22 protein-coding genes are annotated in these 17756 nt (G+C 44.8%); 19 read left to right on the top strand and 3 right to left on the bottom strand.

The annotated features are described in order from the left end of the window. The first annotated feature begins 253 nt into the window (after positions 1 to 253). The 10 genes from HQ865_RS12660 to HQ865_RS12615 all read left to right on the top strand — a co-directional run bounded on the left by HQ865_RS12660 (position 254) and on the right by HQ865_RS12615 (position 7106). A complete protein-coding gene (locus HQ865_RS12660) occupies positions 254 to 1342 on the top strand; it encodes a Glu/Leu/Phe/Val family dehydrogenase (protein ID WP_173417789.1) in 1089 nt (362 codons plus the stop codon). Between the two features lie 64 nt (positions 1343 to 1406). Beyond that, positions 1407 to 2357 carry a transcription antitermination factor NusB gene (gene nusB / locus HQ865_RS12655; protein WP_173415246.1) on the top strand — a complete coding sequence of 317 codons (951 nt, stop codon included), beginning with the start codon at positions 1407 to 1409 and terminating at the stop codon, positions 2355 to 2357. A 1-nt stretch (position 2358) separates the two neighbouring features. Next, on the top strand, positions 2359 to 2799 hold the full coding sequence (locus tag HQ865_RS12650; protein ID WP_173415245.1) for a DUF1573 domain-containing protein: 441 nt from the start codon (positions 2359 to 2361) through the stop codon (positions 2797 to 2799). A gap of 15 nt (positions 2800 to 2814) precedes the next feature. Then, the gene (gene yajC, locus HQ865_RS12645) at positions 2815 to 3144 is read left to right on the top strand and encodes a preprotein translocase subunit YajC (protein ID WP_173415244.1); all 330 of its coding nucleotides are present in this window, start codon (positions 2815 to 2817) and stop codon (positions 3142 to 3144) included. 181 nt (positions 3145 to 3325) lie between these two features. Then, positions 3326 to 4264, top strand: a complete 939-nt coding sequence (locus HQ865_RS12640) for a CdaR family protein (RefSeq protein WP_173415243.1) — start codon at positions 3326 to 3328, stop codon at positions 4262 to 4264. Between the two features lie 165 nt (positions 4265 to 4429). After that, positions 4430 to 5026, top strand: coding sequence for a dephospho-CoA kinase (gene coaE, locus HQ865_RS12635; RefSeq protein ID WP_173415242.1), 597 nt, complete (start codon positions 4430 to 4432; stop codon positions 5024 to 5026). Next, positions 5023 to 5961 (top strand): MBL fold metallo-hydrolase, encoded by a 939-nt coding sequence (locus tag HQ865_RS12630; RefSeq protein ID WP_173415241.1) that lies wholly within the window; start codon positions 5023 to 5025, stop codon positions 5959 to 5961. Before coaE ends, HQ865_RS12630 begins: the two co-directional genes overlap by 4 nt. Further along, positions 5958 to 6122, top strand: a complete 165-nt coding sequence (locus tag HQ865_RS12625) for a DUF5522 domain-containing protein (protein ID WP_317170051.1) — start codon at positions 5958 to 5960, stop codon at positions 6120 to 6122. The genes HQ865_RS12630 and HQ865_RS12625 overlap by 4 nt, the downstream gene beginning before the upstream one ends. 27 nt (positions 6123 to 6149) lie before the next feature. Beyond that, positions 6150 to 6599 (top strand): MarR family winged helix-turn-helix transcriptional regulator, encoded by a 450-nt coding sequence (locus tag HQ865_RS12620; protein WP_173415240.1) that lies wholly within the window; start codon positions 6150 to 6152, stop codon positions 6597 to 6599. 99 nt (positions 6600 to 6698) lie between these two features. Beyond that, positions 6699 to 7106 carry a hypothetical protein gene (locus tag HQ865_RS12615; protein WP_173415239.1) on the top strand — a complete coding sequence of 136 codons (408 nt, stop codon included), beginning with the start codon at positions 6699 to 6701 and terminating at the stop codon, positions 7104 to 7106. Positions 7107 to 7124: 18 nt separating this feature from the next. Here the strand turns inward: HQ865_RS12615 and HQ865_RS12610 are convergent, their stop codons facing one another. Together HQ865_RS12610 and HQ865_RS12605 are read right to left on the bottom strand one after the other, a co-directional pair. Further along, positions 7125 to 7847, bottom strand: coding sequence for a ZIP family metal transporter (locus tag HQ865_RS12610; protein ID WP_173415238.1), 723 nt, complete (start codon positions 7845 to 7847; stop codon positions 7125 to 7127). Then, a complete protein-coding gene (locus HQ865_RS12605; RefSeq protein ID WP_173415237.1) occupies positions 7848 to 8414 on the bottom strand; it encodes a phosphatase PAP2 family protein in 567 nt (188 codons plus the stop codon). A gap of 396 nt (positions 8415 to 8810) precedes the next feature. Between HQ865_RS12605 and glmM the strand changes: the two genes are divergently transcribed. The 6 genes from glmM (at position 8811) to HQ865_RS12575 (ending at position 14383) form a co-directional block, all read left to right on the top strand. Then, positions 8811 to 10199 (top strand): phosphoglucosamine mutase, encoded by a 1389-nt coding sequence (glmM, locus tag HQ865_RS12600; RefSeq protein ID WP_173415236.1) that lies wholly within the window; start codon positions 8811 to 8813, stop codon positions 10197 to 10199. Positions 10200 to 10260: 61 nt separating this feature from the next. After that, positions 10261 to 11397, top strand: coding sequence for a cysteine desulfurase family protein (locus HQ865_RS12595; RefSeq protein WP_173415235.1), 1137 nt, complete (start codon positions 10261 to 10263; stop codon positions 11395 to 11397). Positions 11398 to 11487: 90 nt separating this feature from the next. Beyond that, positions 11488 to 12459, top strand: a complete 972-nt coding sequence (locus tag HQ865_RS12590) for a hypothetical protein (protein WP_173415234.1) — start codon at positions 11488 to 11490, stop codon at positions 12457 to 12459. Positions 12460 to 12527: 68 nt separating this feature from the next. Further along, a complete protein-coding gene (locus HQ865_RS12585) occupies positions 12528 to 12842 on the top strand; it encodes a hypothetical protein (RefSeq protein WP_173415233.1) in 315 nt (104 codons plus the stop codon). A 69-nt stretch (positions 12843 to 12911) separates the two neighbouring features. Beyond that, positions 12912 to 13145, top strand: coding sequence for a hypothetical protein (locus HQ865_RS12580; protein WP_173415232.1), 234 nt, complete (start codon positions 12912 to 12914; stop codon positions 13143 to 13145). A gap of 131 nt (positions 13146 to 13276) precedes the next feature. Next, the gene (locus HQ865_RS12575) at positions 13277 to 14383 is read left to right on the top strand and encodes a C1 family peptidase (protein WP_173415231.1); all 1107 of its coding nucleotides are present in this window, start codon (positions 13277 to 13279) and stop codon (positions 14381 to 14383) included. A 202-nt stretch (positions 14384 to 14585) separates the two neighbouring features. Here the strand turns inward: HQ865_RS12575 and accD are convergent, their stop codons facing one another. After that, positions 14586 to 15431: an acetyl-CoA carboxylase, carboxyltransferase subunit beta gene (gene accD / locus HQ865_RS12570; protein WP_173415230.1), complete on the bottom strand. Its 846-nt coding sequence runs from the start codon at positions 15429 to 15431 to the stop codon at positions 14586 to 14588. Positions 15432 to 15635: 204 nt separating this feature from the next. On the opposite strand from accD, the gene fbaA reads away from it, so the two are divergent. The 3 genes from fbaA to HQ865_RS12555 all read left to right on the top strand — a co-directional run bounded on the left by fbaA (position 15636) and on the right by HQ865_RS12555 (position 17707). Beyond that, a complete protein-coding gene (fbaA, locus tag HQ865_RS12565) occupies positions 15636 to 16715 on the top strand; it encodes a class II fructose-bisphosphate aldolase (protein WP_173415229.1) in 1080 nt (359 codons plus the stop codon). Between the two features lie 94 nt (positions 16716 to 16809). Then, complete coding sequence (locus HQ865_RS12560; RefSeq protein ID WP_173415228.1) at positions 16810 to 17307, top strand: low affinity iron permease family protein; 498 nt, start codon at positions 16810 to 16812, stop codon at positions 17305 to 17307. Continuing rightward, positions 17276 to 17707: a GNAT family N-acetyltransferase gene (locus HQ865_RS12555; RefSeq protein ID WP_173415227.1), complete on the top strand. Its 432-nt coding sequence runs from the start codon at positions 17276 to 17278 to the stop codon at positions 17705 to 17707. The genes HQ865_RS12560 and HQ865_RS12555 overlap by 32 nt, the downstream gene beginning before the upstream one ends. The last annotated feature ends 49 nt before the right edge of the window (positions 17708 to 17756 follow it).

The raw sequence follows: 17756 nt of genomic DNA, 5'->3' as shown, positions 1-17756 counted from the left end.
GGAAGTCGGAAAAGACCGGAAGTCCGTAAGCCAAAGATATGGGTTTGGTGGGAAGTCCGGAAGCCAGGATGTCCGAAAGTCCGCAAGATATGGGGATGATGACGTAAATGTGATGTTTATGGCGGCGGCTTTTAACACAATATTGCTTCTAATCTTCCGGACTTTCGGTCTTTCCGACTTCCTGACCGCAATAAAACATTTGCATCAATAAAAAAAACACCTACTTTTGTCCCGAAACACCGCCGTATCCATAATGCCCGTACCTAATACAACCGATCTTTCAATATTTAGCCAGCTTTCAGAATACGGCCATCAAAAGATAGTGTTTTGTAACGACCCCGATACCGGGCTAAAAGCCATCATTGCTATTCACGATACTACATTAGGCCCGGCCCTTGGCGGTACCCGTATGTGGGCTTATAAAAGCGAGCGCGACGCCCTGGAAGATGTACTGCGCCTTTCGCGCACCATGACCTATAAAGCATCAGTAGCAGGCTTAAATTTGGGTGGTGGCAGCGCGGTAATTATCGGCGACCCGCGCAAAGATAAGACCGAGGCACTAATGCGCAAATTCGGTCGTTTTATAAAGAACCTTAACGGTGAGTTTATCACTGCCGAAGATATGGGTACCAACCCGCGCGATATGGAATATATCCGCATGGAAACCCAGCACGTTACCGGTTACCCGGAGACGATTGGTGGCAGTGGCGATCCGTCGCCAATAACGGCCCGTGGTGTTTTAATGGGTATAAAGGCTTGTGTGCGCGAAATGTATGGCACCGATACGCTTGCGGGCCGGTCGGTAATTGTGCAGGGCGTAGGCCACGTGGGCGAAACTTTAGTACGCCTGCTGCGCGATGAGAACACCAAGGTTTACGTAAGCGATATTAACGAAGAAAGGGTAGTGCAGGTGGCTAAAAAATACGGCGCGCAGCCGGTATCAAACAATAATATCTTTGATATTGATGCTGATATTTACGCGCCTTGTGCTTTGGGAGCTACTATTAACAGCAATACCATTAAAAAGCTGAAGTGCGCCATTATTGCAGGCTCGGCTAATAACCAGTTGGAGGATGAGGCCCTGCATGGCCGTATGCTTTTGGATAAAGGTGTGTTGCTGGCGCCCGATTATGTAATTAATGCCGGCGGCCTGATCAATTGCTACAGCGAGTTGAACGGCTTTACCCGCAAGCGGACATTACAACTGACCGAGAATATTTATGATGCTACACGCAGCATCCTGAAATTATCAAAAAGTGAAAGCATTCCAACTATCGAGGCTGCTAATAAAATAGCCGAGAAGCGAATTGCAGATATTAAAAAAATTAAAACATCATACTAATAAATTGCTTATAACAGGGGATTATTTCCCAAAAATCGTTCTTATTTAAAAAATCGTTCTTGCTATGTTAAACAGAAGGCACCTAAGGGTAAAAGTACTACAATCGCTTTACGCGTACCACCAGTCAGATTCTAAGGATGTAAAATCGCACGAGAAATTATTGCTGCAAAGCATTGATAAAGTGTACGAAATGTACATCTGGATGCTGTCGCTCATTTCTGAAGTTATTGATTACGCTGCTAATGACGCCGAAGAGCGCGCTAATAAGCATTTACCTACTGCCGAAGACCTGAAGCCCAATCTAAAGATCCTGGAAAACAGGTTTATTACTTCGCTAAAACAAAATAAGGAATACATTGCCGCGGTAAAAAAATACAAAATATCGTGGGATTTCGACCCCGAGCTATCACGCGCTTTATTCAACATTCTTAAAAATTCGGAAGATTATAAAGCGTACCTGGCCAAAACCGACGATACCATATCTACCGATAAAGATATCATCAAATTCATATTTAAAAAGGTGATCCTGAAATCATCGCTGGCCGAGCAGGTTTTCGAGGATATGTTCATCTTTTGGCCGGTTGATAAGGATGTATTACAGGCCCTGATCGCCAAAACATTTAAAAACTTTGCTTACGATGATCCGGCGCAGAACAAACTGGCCGAGGTAACCGGTAACTGGGTAGAGGACCGCGATTTTATTATCGACCTGTTCCAGAAATGCATCAAGTTTGATACCCCTTACCAGGAACTCATCAATACCAAAACCCAAAACTGGGAGCCGGAGCGTATTGCTATGATGGACACCCTGTTGATGAAAATGGGTATTACCGAGTTTATCAACTTCCCGTCGGTACCGGTAAAGGTAACTATTAACGAGTACCTGGAGATAGCCAAAGAATTCAGCACGCCTAAAAGTAATTCGTTTATAAACGGTATATTAGACAAAATTTTATCGGAACTGAAAGCCGAGAACAAGATCAAGAAAATAGGTCGCGGATTAATTGAGGAATAATATGAAACGTGTATTAATAGCCATTTTTTCGGTAGCGGTATTAGCTTCATGCAGCAATAGTAACGGTAGCACCGCTTCACAACCGGCAGCAGGCGCCGCCGTAACCAAAGAGAACGCGCCAAAGATGAAGTTTGATAATGACGCCTTTGATTTTGGGAAGATAAACACCGGCGATAAGGTTACGCACGAATACAAATTTGTAAACGAAGGCAAATCACCCCTGATTATATCAGATAGCTTTGCTACCTGCGGCTGCACCAAGCCCGAGTGGCCGCATACGCCAATAAAACCAGGCGAAAGCGGCGTTATAAAAGTAACATTCAGCAGCGAAGGTAAATCGGGCCTGCAGGATAAAATGGTAACCATTGTGGCCAATACCTTACCAGCCAACACAGTAGTGCATTTGGTAGGCGAAGTGCTGGAGAAGAACGCAAAAAAGTAAATTTTTAAATATAGAATGATAGCAACAGTTTTATTACAGGCCGCTGGCGGTGGTTTTGGTAGTTTGGGCGGTGTAGTGCCTATGATATTAATTATCGTGGTGTTCTACTTTTTTATGATCCGTCCGCAGGTTAAAAAGCAAAAAGATCAAAAAAAATATGTTGACGAAATTAAAATAGGCGATAAGGTGATCACAACCGCGGGCATCCACGGTAAAGTGGCTACCATAACCGAAACTTACTTTTTAATTGAGGTTGACAATAACGTAAAGATCAAATTTGACAAATCGGCCATTTCGCTGGATGCGTCAAAGGCATTGAACACACCACCGGCTGAAAAGAAATAGTTTTTCACGCAGTCGTTATTTAAGTGCCGTTCAATGTATTAATTGAACGGCACTTCATTTTTTTAGCGTAAAGCACCTCACCTAAATCCTCTCCAAAGGAGAGGACTTTTAGGGTGGATCACTTAAATTAAACATATATAATAGCCCCCTCTCCATCGGAGAGGGGGTTGGGGAGAGGTACATGGCCATCATCAAACTATCGGCTATCGAACGCAGGCGCCTGTCGGTATTTATTACCTGCCTGGTGCTGGCTGCCGTGGCCTGGGTTTTTGTGGCACTGAGCGAAGATCATGAGTATGTGGTGAAACAGGTGCTTACTTTTAAAAACTCACCTCAAAAGCGGGCGTTCCACTCCTTACAGTCGGATACGGTTGATGTTACCATACATGGTAACGGCTGGCAGATGCTGTTCTCTAAATTGCAGGCTGGTAAGATCAGTATCGACCTGCACACGCTTGAGCAGCGTAATTATGTGGTGCTGGGTACCCAGATAGGGCAGATCAATGCCGGGCGCGATTCATCAAACATGGTGATCGCCATATCGCCAGATACACTGTATTTTGATTTTACCAACCGCATGATGAAGCGGGTGCCTGTTAAACTAATGCTGGCTATCAATTATCAAAGGCAGTTTGGGTTGTCGGATGATATCGGTATTAAGCCCGCTTATGTAACTATCAGCGGCCCGGCTAACCGGATCAATAACATCAGCCAATGGCCTACCGATTCGCTGAAGCTGCGAAACATTAACGAAGCTTACAGCAACCGCCTCACTTTGCGCCCGGTGAATGATGGCAGCATGACGATCGTCCCCAAAACGGTAGAGGTGAATATCCCGGTTGATGAGTTTACCGAAAAAACATTGTACGTACCGGTAAAACTGCTGAATCCTGATTACGACAATGTAAAGATCTTCCCGCAAAAGGTTAAGCTTACTTTTACCGTATCGCTTGGTAAATATGCCGAAACCGATGAGGGCCTTTTTGAAGCAACCGCCAACCTTGACCTGTGGCGAAAAAAAGGTTATACCACATTGCCGGTAAACCTTACCCAGGTGCCACCGCATTGTAAAATTGTAAGCATAGAGCCGCGTAATATTGATTTTATAGTGAAGAAGTAATGGTACAGCACACATATCAATTCTTAACTCCCCTCTTGAGAGGGGGCGCGAAAGCCTATGGAACGGAAGGGGTGTGTCATTTACAAAATGTAGGTAAAGGACACACCCCTACCCCTCTCAAGAGGGGTGTCCTGTGCACTGTGCCTTTAAGTAAACCCGATCTCCATGTTTAAAGTAGGCATCACCGGTAACATCGGCAGTGGCAAAACCACCGTAAGCAAAGTATTTGAAGTGCTTGGTATACCGGTATTTTATGCCGATGACCATGCTAAAAACGTAATGGTGCAGGATGCCGAACTGATTGCCGGTATCAAACAAGCCTTTGGTGATGAATCGTACTTTGCCGATGGTTCGCTTAACCGCAGGCACATAGGCGGTATTGTTTTTAATAACGATGCTGAGCTGAAAAAGCTAAACGCACTGGTACATCCGGCCACCTTTAGGACATTTGATAATTGGTTGTTGCAGCAACGTGCCGGTGTTCCCTACGTTATCAAAGAGGCCGCGATACTATTTGAAAGCGGTTCGTACAAAATGTGCGACCGCTCGTTAATGGTGGCTGCCCCGTTGGAACTACGCATGCAGCGCATTTTAAAACGCGATAACATCACCCGCGCTGAAGCCGAAAGCCGCAACGCCAAACAATTTAGCGAAGAAAAGAAGATCAGCCTGGCCGATGACCTGATCCGTAACGATGATACACAACTGGTGATACCCCAGGTGTTGGCCCTGCACCAGCTTTATTTATCCCTTAGTAAATGATCGCCGACGATTTTATTTATTATAACGCGATAGGCTTATACTGCCCTTATGGCGATTTCTACCTCGATCCGCAGCAGCCGGTAAAGAATGCGGTTGTCTCTCATGCCCATGGCGATCACGCGGTTAGCGGTAATAGCGATGTTTACTGCACCGAAGCCACTTATCGCTTCATGCAGATCCGTTATGGTAAAAACGCGGGTAAGGTTTTTCATTTGGTGGCCTATCATCAAATCTTTACGCTGGGTAAGGTCAATATCACGCTTATTTCTGCAGGGCATATGCTGGGCTCGGCCCAGGTGCTGATGGAGTACAATGGCGTTAAATACCTGTATACCGGCGATTATAAACTACAGGCAGATGCTACCTGTGCCCCGTATAAATTTGTGCAGGCCGATGTATTGATCACCGAAAGCACCTTCGCCAATCCGGAGACCCAACACCCAGACCCGGTTGCAGAAGTACAAAAGATGGCTGATATGAAGATCAATATCCTGCTGGGGGCCTACGGGTTGGGTAAAAGCCAACGGCTGATCCGCATGATCAATGATATCATCCCCCGGAAAAAAATACTGGTACATCACCGCATTATGCCGCTGAATGCTGTTTACGAGCAGATGGGCTTCCCATTGGGTAAATATGAGCTGTATAGCCGTAAGCTGATGAAGAACCAGGACGAATATGTGTACATCGTCCCGCCCTTTACGTTCGATAGTTATTTTAAGGCAGTTGGGGTTAAGCGTCTGTTCGCTTCGGGCTGGAAGAATTTGCAGGTGAACGAACATGATACGCTGATGTTGTCCGACCATGTGGATTGGAATGATATATTACAAGTGATTGAACAAACCAATCCGCAACAAATATGGACCCTGCATGGCGATGGACGCTATTTGGCGGCGCACTTTAGTAATCGTATTTTTGTAAAAATGTTAGCGTGAGCCTGCAGGAAAATATCGATTATTATATCAACCAGGATGGTAACTTTGTGTTTACACGCGAGTACCATTTAAAACGCGGATATTGCTGTAAAAATAAATGCCTGCATTGCCCCTGGGATTACGGGAAACCCAAACAGGAAAAAAAGCAGGAACACAAATAAGTTGTAAATTTGTTAATTTGCGTAACGATGCAAATAGATAAGGAAATACAAAGCACCAATTTTGAAGATAATTACCATAAGGTGATCATCAATATTTCCTACACCTATAACTGGCTATCCAACGCCAACCGCGATAAATTCGAGAAGCATAACCTCACCACCCAGCAATTTAATATCCTGCGCATTTTACGTGGCCAATATCCTAATCCGGCTACCATCAATCTGCTAAAGGAACGTATGATAGATAAAATGTCCGACGCTTCACGCATCGTCGACCGCCTGATCCAAAAGGGTATGGTATCGCGCTGCACTAACAAAAAAGACCGCCGCGCTGTAGATATCCGCATTAGCGACCTTGGGCTGGAGGTCCTTTCTAAAATGGATGGCGAGTTTAAAGCGAAAGATCTGCTAAAAGATAATCTTACTGAAGATGAGGCCGCGCAGCTGAGCGATCTGCTGGATAAGTTGCGGGGCTAACGCGTTACGGGTTTTATAAAAGTCAAAGCAAATAAAGGTGTTGTTAATCAGGTTTTTATATTAAAAATAAAAACTACCTTTATATAAACCCTGATTATCATGACAACAATTCACTTTATTTTGTCGGCTGTTTGTATAGGCGTGGCAACTACCATTATCGAATGGTTTATTATTGGTTTCTTATTTCACCGCTACCAGGCACTTACTCCACAAACCTGGCGCCCTGAAAGTTACACCAGTTACACTTATAGTACCTTGCTTTCGTTATTGTTCGGCATTTTATTTACCACTTTTTACCTCAAGATAGGCTCGCACTATGTGCTTCCGGCCAATGTTTTATCAAATTGCAAGTTAGGCCTGGTCTGCTTTGGATGTTTTAGTTTAATAACCGAATTGGGCAGCGCCATTTATGTTAATTATCATAAAATGTTTGTGATCGGTAAACTAATCGCTTCGGCATTAAGTTATATAGCGGCTGCAATTATCGCGGGTTTGTTCTTTTGGTAAGCCACGTTTAGTTCAGGCTTATATTTCCATTAAAAACATCCCCAACGCAATCCCCACACCAGTCAGCACGGCTATCAGTTTACGGGTATTAAATTTATGATCCTCGGATGATTCGAACAGGATGGTGGTAGAGATATGCAGGAAGATACCGATCACCACGCCCATAATGCGGTTAAAATACTGCTGCAGGTTGCCAATGCCGCCGCTGCTCAGCATCGTACTGAAAAAATAGCCCGCGGGTGCCATTATGGCAAACAGGAACAAGTAAAATATAGTGCTGCCTTTTTTTACATGGTGTGCCAGCAGAACACTCCCCAGTGCAAAAGCCGCCGGAATATGGTGTAGGGCAATGCCAAACACCAGTTGGTTTTGCTGACCCTCGGCCAGGGGCATGCCCTCTAAAAAACCGTGCAGGCAGAGGCTCACCATAATGCCTAAGGGGAAAATGATCTTATCGTGATTGTGCACGTGCGTATGGATATGCCCGTGCTCGATCCCGTCAGAAAACTGCTCTAACACAATTTGAAACAGGAAACCGATAAGGATAAACACGCCCACCATGTTATCGTTGCCATGATATGCATCGGGGATCAAATGCAAAACGGTAATGCCAAACAGGTAAGCGCCGCTAAAGGAAAGCACCAGCTTCAACTGCTTATGGTTGCCACCTTTGAATAAAAACACTGATATGCCGCCGCCAAAGGCCGCCAAAAAAAGGATAAGTATCTTCCAGATCGCCATTTAAAAACCGGGTAATATCTTTTTTAATAATACCGCGCCAAACAGGTACCCCACTATCGTGCCATAAATAGCACCCGCCAAAATGTCAATAGGGTAGTGCACACCTACATATATTTGCGCGAAGCAAACCAGGCAGGCCCATAGCAAACACCAAAACCATATCCCACGCCAACGTTTATGAAATACCATGATCAGAAAAATCGCGATAGCAAAATGGTCGCTGGCGTGCGATGAGGGGAAGCTATAGCCCGTGCCACAGGGAATGCGGCTAATGATGGTTTGACTCAATGCCGGGTCGTTACATGGCCGTATGCGCTTTACCGCGGGTTTGATGATGCTGGCGCTGCCGAAATCGGCCACGCCAAAGGTGGCTACCAACAGCAGAAGGATGATAACGCCCTGCTTTTTATATCGCCATATGCAAAATATCAATATGAACACGTAAACCGGGATCCAAAACTGCGGGTAACGCATATAGGGCATTATCCAATCGAAAAACCGGTTAGATAATGTGTGGTTAATAAAGTAGAACAGCTTACGGTCGAGTTGTAACAGGTATCCGGGCATAGTAATATTGCAAATGGCTAAATATACCAATTAATTGAATTGTTAGGCTAAAGCCCGGAATAGGTATATTGGTTATCCGTTGGCTGAAGCCAACGGCAATGAATTTATCTTTATGAAAGTGGATGTCTGCTAATTTTATTACCGTTGCTTTTAAGCACCGGATAAGAATGGTGCGTAAGGTGGCTTTAGCCAAAATAAACACAGCAATGAATTTTTGTTTCAACCAAAGCTCAATGCAGATTCATTGCCGTCCCTTTTTAAGGGACGGATAATTAACAAGAATATCCTGGCTTTAGCCAAACAGTGGCCGGGAAAGTTCGTTGTGGTATTAGATCAATTAATATCAACATCAACCCAATAAATTTTTATTTTTGACGCAATAAAATCAATTATACTTTGACACTCATAAAATCAATATCAGGAATTAGAGGGACAATAGGCGGCGCTGCCGGCGATGGTTTAACCCCGTTGGATGTGGTGAAATTTACATCGGCTTATGGAAGCTGGGCTGTAAAAAAGTCGGGGATTAAAAAGATCGTAGTAGGTCGCGATGCCCGTTTATCAGGCACAATGGTAAACAACCTGGTGATCGGTACATTACAGGGCCTGGGGATCGATGTGGTCGATCTGGGTCTGTCTACCACACCTACCGTTGAAGTTGCCGTGCCGTTAGAAAAAGCGGCCGGTGGCATTATCCTTACTGCCAGCCACAACCCCAAACAATGGAATGCGCTGAAACTGCTGAACGCCGCTGGCGAATTTATCAGTGATACCGATGGCAAAGAAGTGCTGGATATTGCCGAACGCAGCGATTTTAGCTATGCCGACGTAAACGACCTGGGTACTGTGTCGCAGGATGACAGCTACCTGCAAAAACATATCGATATGATACTGGCCCTGCCACTGGTTGATGTGGACGCCATTGCCAAAGCCAATTTTAAGGTGGTGATAGATTGCGTTAACTCTACCGGGGGCATCTTTGTGCCTGCTTTACTGGAAGCGCTGGGCGTGCAAACCATACATAAACTATTCTGCGAACCTGATGGCAAATTTCCGCACAATCCGGAACCGCTGCCCGAGAATCTGATCGACCTATCAAAAGAGGTTTTGGCCAAACGTGCTGACTTAGGCATAGCCGTTGACCCTGATGTTGACCGCCTGTGCTTTGTTTGCGAAGATGGCAACATGTTTGGCGAAGAGTATACACTGGTAGCTGTTGCCGATTATATCCTGAAGAATCAAAAAGGCAATACCGTATCAAACCTGTCGTCAACCCGGGCCCTGCGCGATGTGACAGAGCGGGCTGGTGGCGAATACAACGCTGCCGCGGTAGGAGAGGTGAACGTAGTGAACCAAATGAAAGCCACCAACGCCATCATTGGCGGCGAGGGCAATGGCGGGGTGATCTACCCTGAACTACACTATGGCCGCGACGCGCTGGCCGGTATCGCCTTATTTTTAACGCACCTGGCTAAATACGGCAAACCGGTTTCGGTGCTGAAAAGCAGCTATCCTAACTACTTTATCTCTAAAAATAAGATCACGCTGACACCCGAAATGGATATCGATTCGCTGCTATTGAAGGTGGAGGAGAAGTACAAAAGTCAGCCGCATACCACAATCGACGGATTAAAGATAGAATTTGATAAAGAATGGGTACATTTGCGCCGGTCAAACACCGAACCAATTATCAGGATCTATTCTGAAGGTAACTCGGAAACGGTTGCCAACAACCTGGCCAATAAGATCATTAACGATATAAAAGAAATTTTAAAACTCAGTTAGTCAGAAAATCCGGACCGCAAATCCGTTGATCTATGGTATACTAACTAAAACTTACAAACACATGCGCGTATACTTAGATAACGCTGCTACGACCCCGATGGATCCCGCAGTGTTAAAAGAAATGACCCAGGTAATGGAAAGCCAGTATGGCAATCCTTCATCAATTCACGCGCATGGGCGCGAAGCACGTTCACTGATAGAAAAGGCCCGTAAAACGGTAGCAGGTTTACTGCATACCTCGCCGGCCGAGATCTTCTTTACTTCGGGCGGTACTGAGGCTGATAATACTGCCATCCGTTGCGGTATTACCGACTTAGGCCTGAAGTTCGCCATCACCAGCAAACTGGAGCACCACGCGGTGATCCACACGCTGGAAGCCATGGAAAAGAACGGCCTTATCGATCTTAAATTTGTTGATGTAGACAGTAAAGGCCACGTTAACTACGATCAGTTAGAAGAAATGCTGCAAAACCAGGGCCGCACTTTTGTATCCCTGATGCATGCCAATAACGAGTTGGGTACCCTTACCGAGATCGAACGCGTAGGCGACATCTGCGAAAAGTATGATGCCATTTACCACTGCGATACCGTGCAAACCATGGGCCACTACCCGCACGATCTGGGCAAGCTTAAAATTCATTTCATAGCCTGTGCCGCGCATAAATTCCACGGACCGAAAGGAGTTGGCTTTTTATACGTGAACCACAAGGTAAAAATAAAACCCATGATATACGGCGGCGCGCAGGAACGCAACATGCGCGGCGGTACAGAAAATATTTACGGCATCGCCGGCCTGGCCAAAGCGCTGGATATCTGCTACACCGAAATGGAGGAACACAGGCAGCATATACAGGGCCTGAAGACCTATATGAAGCAGCAACTGGAAGAAGCCGTTCCGGGTATTAAATTCAACGGTGAGACCGATGAAGATAAAAGCCTGTACACCGTGCTGAATGTGTCGTTCCCGGAAATGGATATGGGCGATATGCTGCTGTTCAACCTGGATATTGCCGGTATCTCTGCATCGGGTGGCAGCGCCTGTAGCTCGGGCAGTAATATCGGCTCGCACGTGTTGACTGCCATCGGCGCAAGCCCTGACCGGCCGTCGGTGAGGTTCTCGTTCTCAAAGTATACTACTAAAGAGGAGATAGATTACGCGGTAGCTAAGGTTAAGGATATTTGCCTGGTGAACGCGTAAGTAGGTATCGTCTCAAAAATATTTGAAGCCAATAACTTTTGTTATTGGCTTTTTTTGTGTATATTATAGTAAATGAATAACCTAAAACCTATGAGGAAAATAGAACTAAAGGCAGAACGCGTAAGAACCATTGATTGGTATGGAGATGATATTATAGATTGGGCAGCGTTTAAGCTGTATTCTTTAGATGGAAGTAGTAAGCAATTAAGCAATAGTTACTTTGCTTTTGGATTTAATAAGTCGATTTCATCCCAAAATGGAGAATATGCTTTTATATATCAAAAATTTGGCACAAAAGGATTGCTCTTGAAGAATAGGAAACTTTTAAGAGAGATCAATCGGTCTTATTATTTTGCTGATGCATATGAATATCCAGCAGCATTCATAACATTCATGGGCAACACATATCTTGTTCACTGCCCAAAGGCATACAACCAACTTGATTTTGAAGATGTAGAAACAGGAGAGTTGATAACGGATGTGCCTGTACGTGAACCTGAGGATATTTTTCATTCACGATTAGAAGTTAGTCCAGACCAGTCAACATTAATTAGCAAAGGCTGGCTTTGGCACCCATTAGATGTAGTGGCGACATATCGCGTGCCGGAATGTATCGCTAACCCTAAATTACTTGATGCTGATGCGAATATCTTTAATTACGTAGGAACAGAAATTTGTACGGCAAGCTTTATTGACAATAGCTCGATTCTTATCGGATCATCAGAAGAAGTAATTGACGATGAGATAAAAGATTTACCACCGAATCATATCGCAATTCTTCAACTGGAAACTATGGCAGTTACTAAACTAATATCCCCTAAAACGGAATTTGGTAATCTGTTTTCTATAAATGAGAGTTTAGCTTGGGATTTATATAAATATCCCAAATTAATCGACCTTAATACTGGTGAAATTATAGTTAAATACGAAGAAATTGATAGCGGGTTACAAAACTCGGCGATTATGAATTCAAAAGAATATTTGCCACAGATATGCTACAACCAACACACTAAAAGCATAGCTATATCGGGACATGATAAAATCTATGTTTTAGTTCCATAATTCGTTTTTCTGAAAAACAATTACCTCAATCCATAGGTTTATTAATTAATACTTAAAATTACAAACCTATGAATACCAATGAAAATATGGGAAACGGATCATGGAATGATTCAAACCCGAACGAAGTACCACAAAGAAGAGATAATGAAACGCCTGAACGCGAGCAAGCTGACAACGAACAGCAGGGCTACTCGCAGCAGCAGGAAGTGCAGCAGCATGATGATGGTAACGATGCATCGTACAGCGAGCAAACTGATGTTACCCCACCACGCACGCACGAATTTCCATCAGAAGGCCGCGCCGAAACTGATTTTACACCGGGCAACCACGGCCGCTCAACCGGTCGCATGGTAGGGCATGAGCCGGGGACTGAGGGGATATAAAGTAGTCCATAGTTAATAGTCGATAGTCCATAGCAGGAGCTACGGATAGGTTGAATTAAAACTAAGGTTATGAATAACGAAAATAAAGGTCCCCGCAACGCGGGCGCCGAACAATGGATAAGGGTGCCGGACGAAAATACATCGCCGGATGCCAATAATAAATCGGGTAGTTTGGAAACACGCGGACCTGATAAGAGCAAACCATTCAATGTTTTAAACCAGGACGGCAGCCTTGCCGATCTGCCTGACGAAAATGTAGAAGGCAAAGGTGCTTTGGATGGTACAGTTGGGTTAGGTACATAAGTACAAAGGTTTCCTGCAAACTAACAGGGGTAAAAAGACTGCTATTTAGCGGTCTTTTTGCTTTTTACACCATTGGCACTAAGTTTTATGGAAATGAATTTTTATATATTTGATTTATAAAAATTAAACCAATGAAGAGAGTTTTATTCCCCCTGGCACTTTGTTTGGCTGCCGGCAGCCTGTTTGCGCAAGCGCCAAAATTCACTGTTATTAAAAGTAACGCCGCTACCCCGGTAAAAAATCAGGGCATGTCTGGCACCTGCTGGTGCTTCTCCAGCACAGCATTGGCCGAAAGCGAATTATTGTTCAAACAGCAGCCCGAAGCCGACCTGTCGGAAGTGTTTACCGTTTACAGCTTATACATTGATAAGGCCGAGAAGTATGTTCGCCGCCGTGGCAATACGCGCTTTACCGAAGGTGGCATCCAGCAGGATATGATCTATTGCACCAATACTTATGGCGCCATCCCGCAGGAAATTTACCCAGGCGTAGGCAAGGATAATGTGCTGAACAAAGACGGCGAGATGGAAGGCAAACTGAAAGGTTACCTTGATGATATGCTGAAGAAATATAAAGACACCATCCCGCAAAACTGGGAAGTTGCCTATAAGAATATCTTAAAAAGCTACCTGGGTACGCCGCCGGAAAAATTTACTTATAACGGTAAAGAGTATACGCCTAAAAGCTTCGCTGCGGAAAATGTAGCGCTGAAGTTATCTGACTATGTAGGCATCACCTCTTTCACGCATCACCCATTCTACACCACCTTTGCGATGGAGGTGCCCGATAACTATAACAGCAACATGTTTTATAACGTGCCGTTAGAGGAAATGATGAACAGCGTGAAGCAGGCCATTATGAAGGGCTACACACTGGCCTGGGATGCCGACGTTAGCAATAGCGGCTTCCAGCAAAATAAGGGTTATGCCAAGTGGACCCGTAGCGCTGATGATGTTAAAACATTTGATACCTTTGTTGAACAAAAACCTACTGCTGCCATTCGCCAGGACCTGTTTGACAGGCAGGTAACCCAGGATGACCACCTGATGCAGATCACCGGCTTAGCTAAAGATGATAAAGGTAACGAATACTTTATCGTAAAAAACTCGTGGGGTAAGGTTGGCCCGAACGCGGGTTATATTTATGTGAGCATGCCTTATTTTGCCATCAATACTATTTCAGTGTTGGTAAATAAGAAAGCGGTTGCGCCTGCTTTGATGTCGAAATCGGCAGAGTAAAGACCTCACCCCAACCCCTCTCCGAGGGAGAGGGGGCTTTCAGAAAATATATAAAAAGAGAAGCGGCCCGAAATTCGGACCGCTTCTCTTTTTATATACAATTCGTCATGTTGAGCGATAGCGAAACATCCCAAGCTATACATTACCGCTCTGCTTCTCGGGGATCCTTCGCTATCGCTCAGGATGACGGTTTGAGGAAAAACTAATTAGCCATCATCCTCAGGAACGATGCCAGCTTATCTTTCATCTCCCTGCGATCTACAATAAAATCAAGGAAGCCGTGCTCCTGCACAAACTCTGCAGTTTGGAAGCCTTTAGGTAAGTCCTTCTTAATGGTCTCCTTAATGACGCGAGGACCAGCAAATCCGATCAGCGAGCCTGGCTCGGCAATGTTGATATCGCCCAGCATAGCGTATGATGCAGTTACACCACCGGTAGTTGGGTCGGTTAGTAATGAAATATACGGAACCTTAGCCTGGGCCAGTAAAGCCAGCTTGGCCGATGTTTTGGCCATCTGCATCAGCGAGAATGCCGCCTCCATCATACGTGCACCGCCTGATTTTGATATCATCAGGAACGGGGCTTTAGTAGCTATGCTATGATCGATAGAACGGGCTATCTTTTCGCCCACTACTGAACCCATCGAGCCGCCGATGAAGTTAAAATCCATACAAGCGATCACAATGTCCTGCCCGTCTATCTTGCCGTAGGCAGCGCGGATAGCGTCGTTAAGTCCGGTTTTTTTGATGGTATCTTTAAGTCGGTCGCTATATTTCTTGGTGTCTACAAAGCTTAGCGGGTCGCCCGATGTTAGGTTAGGCGCAATTTCGGTAAACTCGTTGTTATCAAACAGTATCGAAAAATATTCTTTAGAGCCTATGCGGATGTGAAAACCGCAGTAGTGGCATACGTACTGGTTTTCAACTTGTTCTGAATAATGTAACGGCTTTTTACATTGCGGGCATTTATTCCATATCCCGTCGGGGGCTTCCTTTTTATCTTCAGTAGACGTAATTATTCCCTTAAGTTCCCTTTTAAACCACGACATATTTGTTTCTTCTTCGTTCAATGTACCTGCAAAGAAACGAAAAATTTCTTTAGATGTTTGGCAATAGATGTGAGATATTAGATACGAGATGTGAGATAACGCATGCACCATCGATTGCAGTTGATTTTTTGTCTCAAATCTCACATCTCATGTCTCACATCTCATCTCTAATACCTAACTTCGGGAAATCAAAATAAACAATCCATGGATCTGAAAAACTACAAAGGGGTACTGCACGGCGACCAGGTGCAGGAACTATTTGAAATAGCCAAAAAGCACCAGTTTGCGTTGCCGGCTGTAAACGTTATTGGTACTAACAGCATTAACGCGGTAATGGAAACAGCCGCTGCGGTTAAATCGCCGGTTATTATCCAGTTATCAAACGGTGGCGCGCAGTTTTATGCCGGCAAATCCTTAGATAATTCGGCGTTGCAGGCTTGCATTTTGGGTGGTGTATCTGCTGCCAAGCACGTGCATTTATTGGCCGAGCACTATGGCGTAGCAGTTATCCTGCATACCGACCATGCCGCCAAAAAATTGTTACCATGGATAGATGGCTTGTTAGATCACGGCGAGAAGTTCTTTGCCGAAACAGGTAAACCGCTGTTCTCATCGCACATGCTCGACCTGTCGGAAGAGCCTATCGAAGAAAATATCGAAATATCAGCCAAATACCTGGAGCGTATGGCCAAAATGGGCATGACCCTTGAAATAGAGTTAGGCGTAACCGGCGGCGAAGAAGATGGCGTTGATAACAGCGACGTAGATAGCTCACGTTTATATACCCAGCCAGAGGAGGTTTCTTACTCTTACGAGCACTTACTGAAGGTTAGTCCGCGCTTTACCGTAGCGGCTGCTTTTGGTAACGTACACGGCGTTTACAAACCGGGTAATGTGAAGTTGCAGCCGGTTATCCTGCATAATTCGCAGGAGTATGTAAAGAAGAAGTTTAACCTTGATGCCGAGAAGCCGATCAACTTTGTATTCCACGGCGGTTCGGGTTCGAGCCAGGAGGAGATCCGCGAGGCCATCTCTTACGGTGCCATTAAGATGAATATCGATACCGATATGCAATGGGCTTTTTGGGAAGGTATTAAAGATTACTATAAATCTAAAGAAGGCTACCTGCAAAGCCAGATCGGCAGCCCCGATGGCGAGGATTCTCCGAACAAAAAATACTACGATCCGCGCGTATGGCTGCGTAAAGGCGAAGAGAACTTTGTTAAACGCCTTAAAGTAGCTTTCGAAGATCTGAACTGTATAGATGTGAACAGCAAGTTGTAAAACTTACAGTTTTAATATCACAAAAACGCCGGTACATTGTTGTACTGGCGTTTTCTGTTTACATTTATTTGTACTGATTTTTAAACTATACCCCATGGCTAAGAATAAGAAAAATTTGTTCGAACGTTTTGCTAACTGGGCTACCATGGCTACGGGTAGTTCAGCTGCTTTTTTAATTGCCATATCGGTAATTGTGATATGGATAGTTACCGGGCCTATATTTCATTATTCAGATACCTGGCAGTTGATCATTAACACCGGTACCACAATTGTTACTTTTTTAATGGTTTTCCTGATCCAGAAATCGCAAAATAAAGATTCAAAAGCTATACATTTGAAGCTGAACGAGCTGTTAGCATCGCACCAGGGGGCCAGCAATCGCATGGTTGACATCGAGGACCTTACCGAAAAAGAACTCGATCAACTGCACAAATTTTACGTAAAGCTGAATGCGCTGGCCCTATTGGAAGATGACCTTACCTGTACACATTCTATTGATGCGGCAGAGGAGAACCATAACAGCAAGGTAGCTAATAACAAAACCAAACCACATTACATCAATGCCCGAAAACAGAAACATACAGGTAAGTAAAGTAACCGACCCTGCCGACCTTGAAAAGGTATTTGCCATACGCCGCGAAGTATTTGTAGTTGAACAGGATTGCCCACCCGAACTGGAATGGGAGTTTGAAGACGAATCGACCCACTTTTTAGCCACCGTAGATGGCGAGCCCGCCGGTGCCTGCCGCTGGCGCAAAACCGACAAGGGCTACAAGTTAGAGCGCTTTGCTGTATTAAAGAAATTCCGTGGCTTTGGCCTGGGGCAGGAATTAGTACGCACTGTATTAGCCGATCTGCCTGATGATGCGAATTACATCTATATGCATGCCCAATTACCGGCTGTAACGCTTTACCAACGCTTCGGCTTTGAGAAAACCGGGCCGGAGTTTGAAGAGGCGGGGATAAGGCATTATAAGATGGTGAAAAAGTAACCACCAATCTGTCATTTCGAACGATAGTGAGAAATCTTATACGTGCGAC

It is taken from the genome of Mucilaginibacter mali (assembly GCF_013283875.1).
In the GTDB taxonomy this organism is placed as follows: Bacteria; Bacteroidota; Bacteroidia; order Sphingobacteriales; family Sphingobacteriaceae; genus Mucilaginibacter; species Mucilaginibacter mali.
The sequence above is the reverse complement of the archived record's forward strand: the minus strand, read 5'-3'. Positions and strand labels throughout refer to the sequence as shown.

Excerpts from the sequence above, each read along its gene's own strand:
- HQ865_RS12660 (WP_173417789.1), top strand. The coding sequence starts at position 254 with ATGCCCGTACCTAATACAACCGATCTTTCAATATTTAGCCAGCTTTCA.
- nusB (WP_173415246.1), top strand. The coding sequence starts at position 1,407 with ATGTTAAACAGAAGGCACCTAAGGGTAAAAGTACTACAATCGCTTTAC.
- HQ865_RS12650 (WP_173415245.1), top strand. The coding sequence starts at position 2,359 with ATGAAACGTGTATTAATAGCCATTTTTTCGGTAGCGGTATTAGCTTCA.
- yajC (WP_173415244.1), top strand. The coding sequence starts at position 2,815 with ATGATAGCAACAGTTTTATTACAGGCCGCTGGCGGTGGTTTTGGTAGT.
- HQ865_RS12640 (WP_173415243.1), top strand. The coding sequence starts at position 3,326 with ATGGCCATCATCAAACTATCGGCTATCGAACGCAGGCGCCTGTCGGTA.
- coaE (WP_173415242.1), top strand. The coding sequence starts at position 4,430 with ATGTTTAAAGTAGGCATCACCGGTAACATCGGCAGTGGCAAAACCACC.
- HQ865_RS12630 (WP_173415241.1), top strand. The coding sequence starts at position 5,023 with ATGATCGCCGACGATTTTATTTATTATAACGCGATAGGCTTATACTGC.
- HQ865_RS12620 (WP_173415240.1), top strand. The coding sequence starts at position 6,150 with ATGCAAATAGATAAGGAAATACAAAGCACCAATTTTGAAGATAATTAC.
- HQ865_RS12615 (WP_173415239.1), top strand. The coding sequence starts at position 6,699 with ATGACAACAATTCACTTTATTTTGTCGGCTGTTTGTATAGGCGTGGCA.
- HQ865_RS12610 (WP_173415238.1), bottom strand. The coding sequence starts at position 7,847 with ATGGCGATCTGGAAGATACTTATCCTTTTTTTGGCGGCCTTTGGCGGC.
- HQ865_RS12605 (WP_173415237.1), bottom strand. The coding sequence starts at position 8,414 with ATGCCCGGATACCTGTTACAACTCGACCGTAAGCTGTTCTACTTTATT.
- HQ865_RS12595 (WP_173415235.1), top strand. The coding sequence starts at position 10,261 with ATGCGCGTATACTTAGATAACGCTGCTACGACCCCGATGGATCCCGCA.
- HQ865_RS12590 (WP_173415234.1), top strand. The coding sequence starts at position 11,488 with ATGAGGAAAATAGAACTAAAGGCAGAACGCGTAAGAACCATTGATTGG.
- HQ865_RS12585 (WP_173415233.1), top strand. The coding sequence starts at position 12,528 with ATGAATACCAATGAAAATATGGGAAACGGATCATGGAATGATTCAAAC.
- HQ865_RS12580 (WP_173415232.1), top strand. The coding sequence starts at position 12,912 with ATGAATAACGAAAATAAAGGTCCCCGCAACGCGGGCGCCGAACAATGG.
- HQ865_RS12575 (WP_173415231.1), top strand. The coding sequence starts at position 13,277 with ATGAAGAGAGTTTTATTCCCCCTGGCACTTTGTTTGGCTGCCGGCAGC.
- accD (WP_173415230.1), bottom strand. The coding sequence starts at position 15,431 with ATGTCGTGGTTTAAAAGGGAACTTAAGGGAATAATTACGTCTACTGAA.
- fbaA (WP_173415229.1), top strand. The coding sequence starts at position 15,636 with ATGGATCTGAAAAACTACAAAGGGGTACTGCACGGCGACCAGGTGCAG.
- HQ865_RS12560 (WP_173415228.1), top strand. The coding sequence starts at position 16,810 with ATGGCTAAGAATAAGAAAAATTTGTTCGAACGTTTTGCTAACTGGGCT.
- HQ865_RS12555 (WP_173415227.1), top strand. The coding sequence starts at position 17,276 with ATGCCCGAAAACAGAAACATACAGGTAAGTAAAGTAACCGACCCTGCC.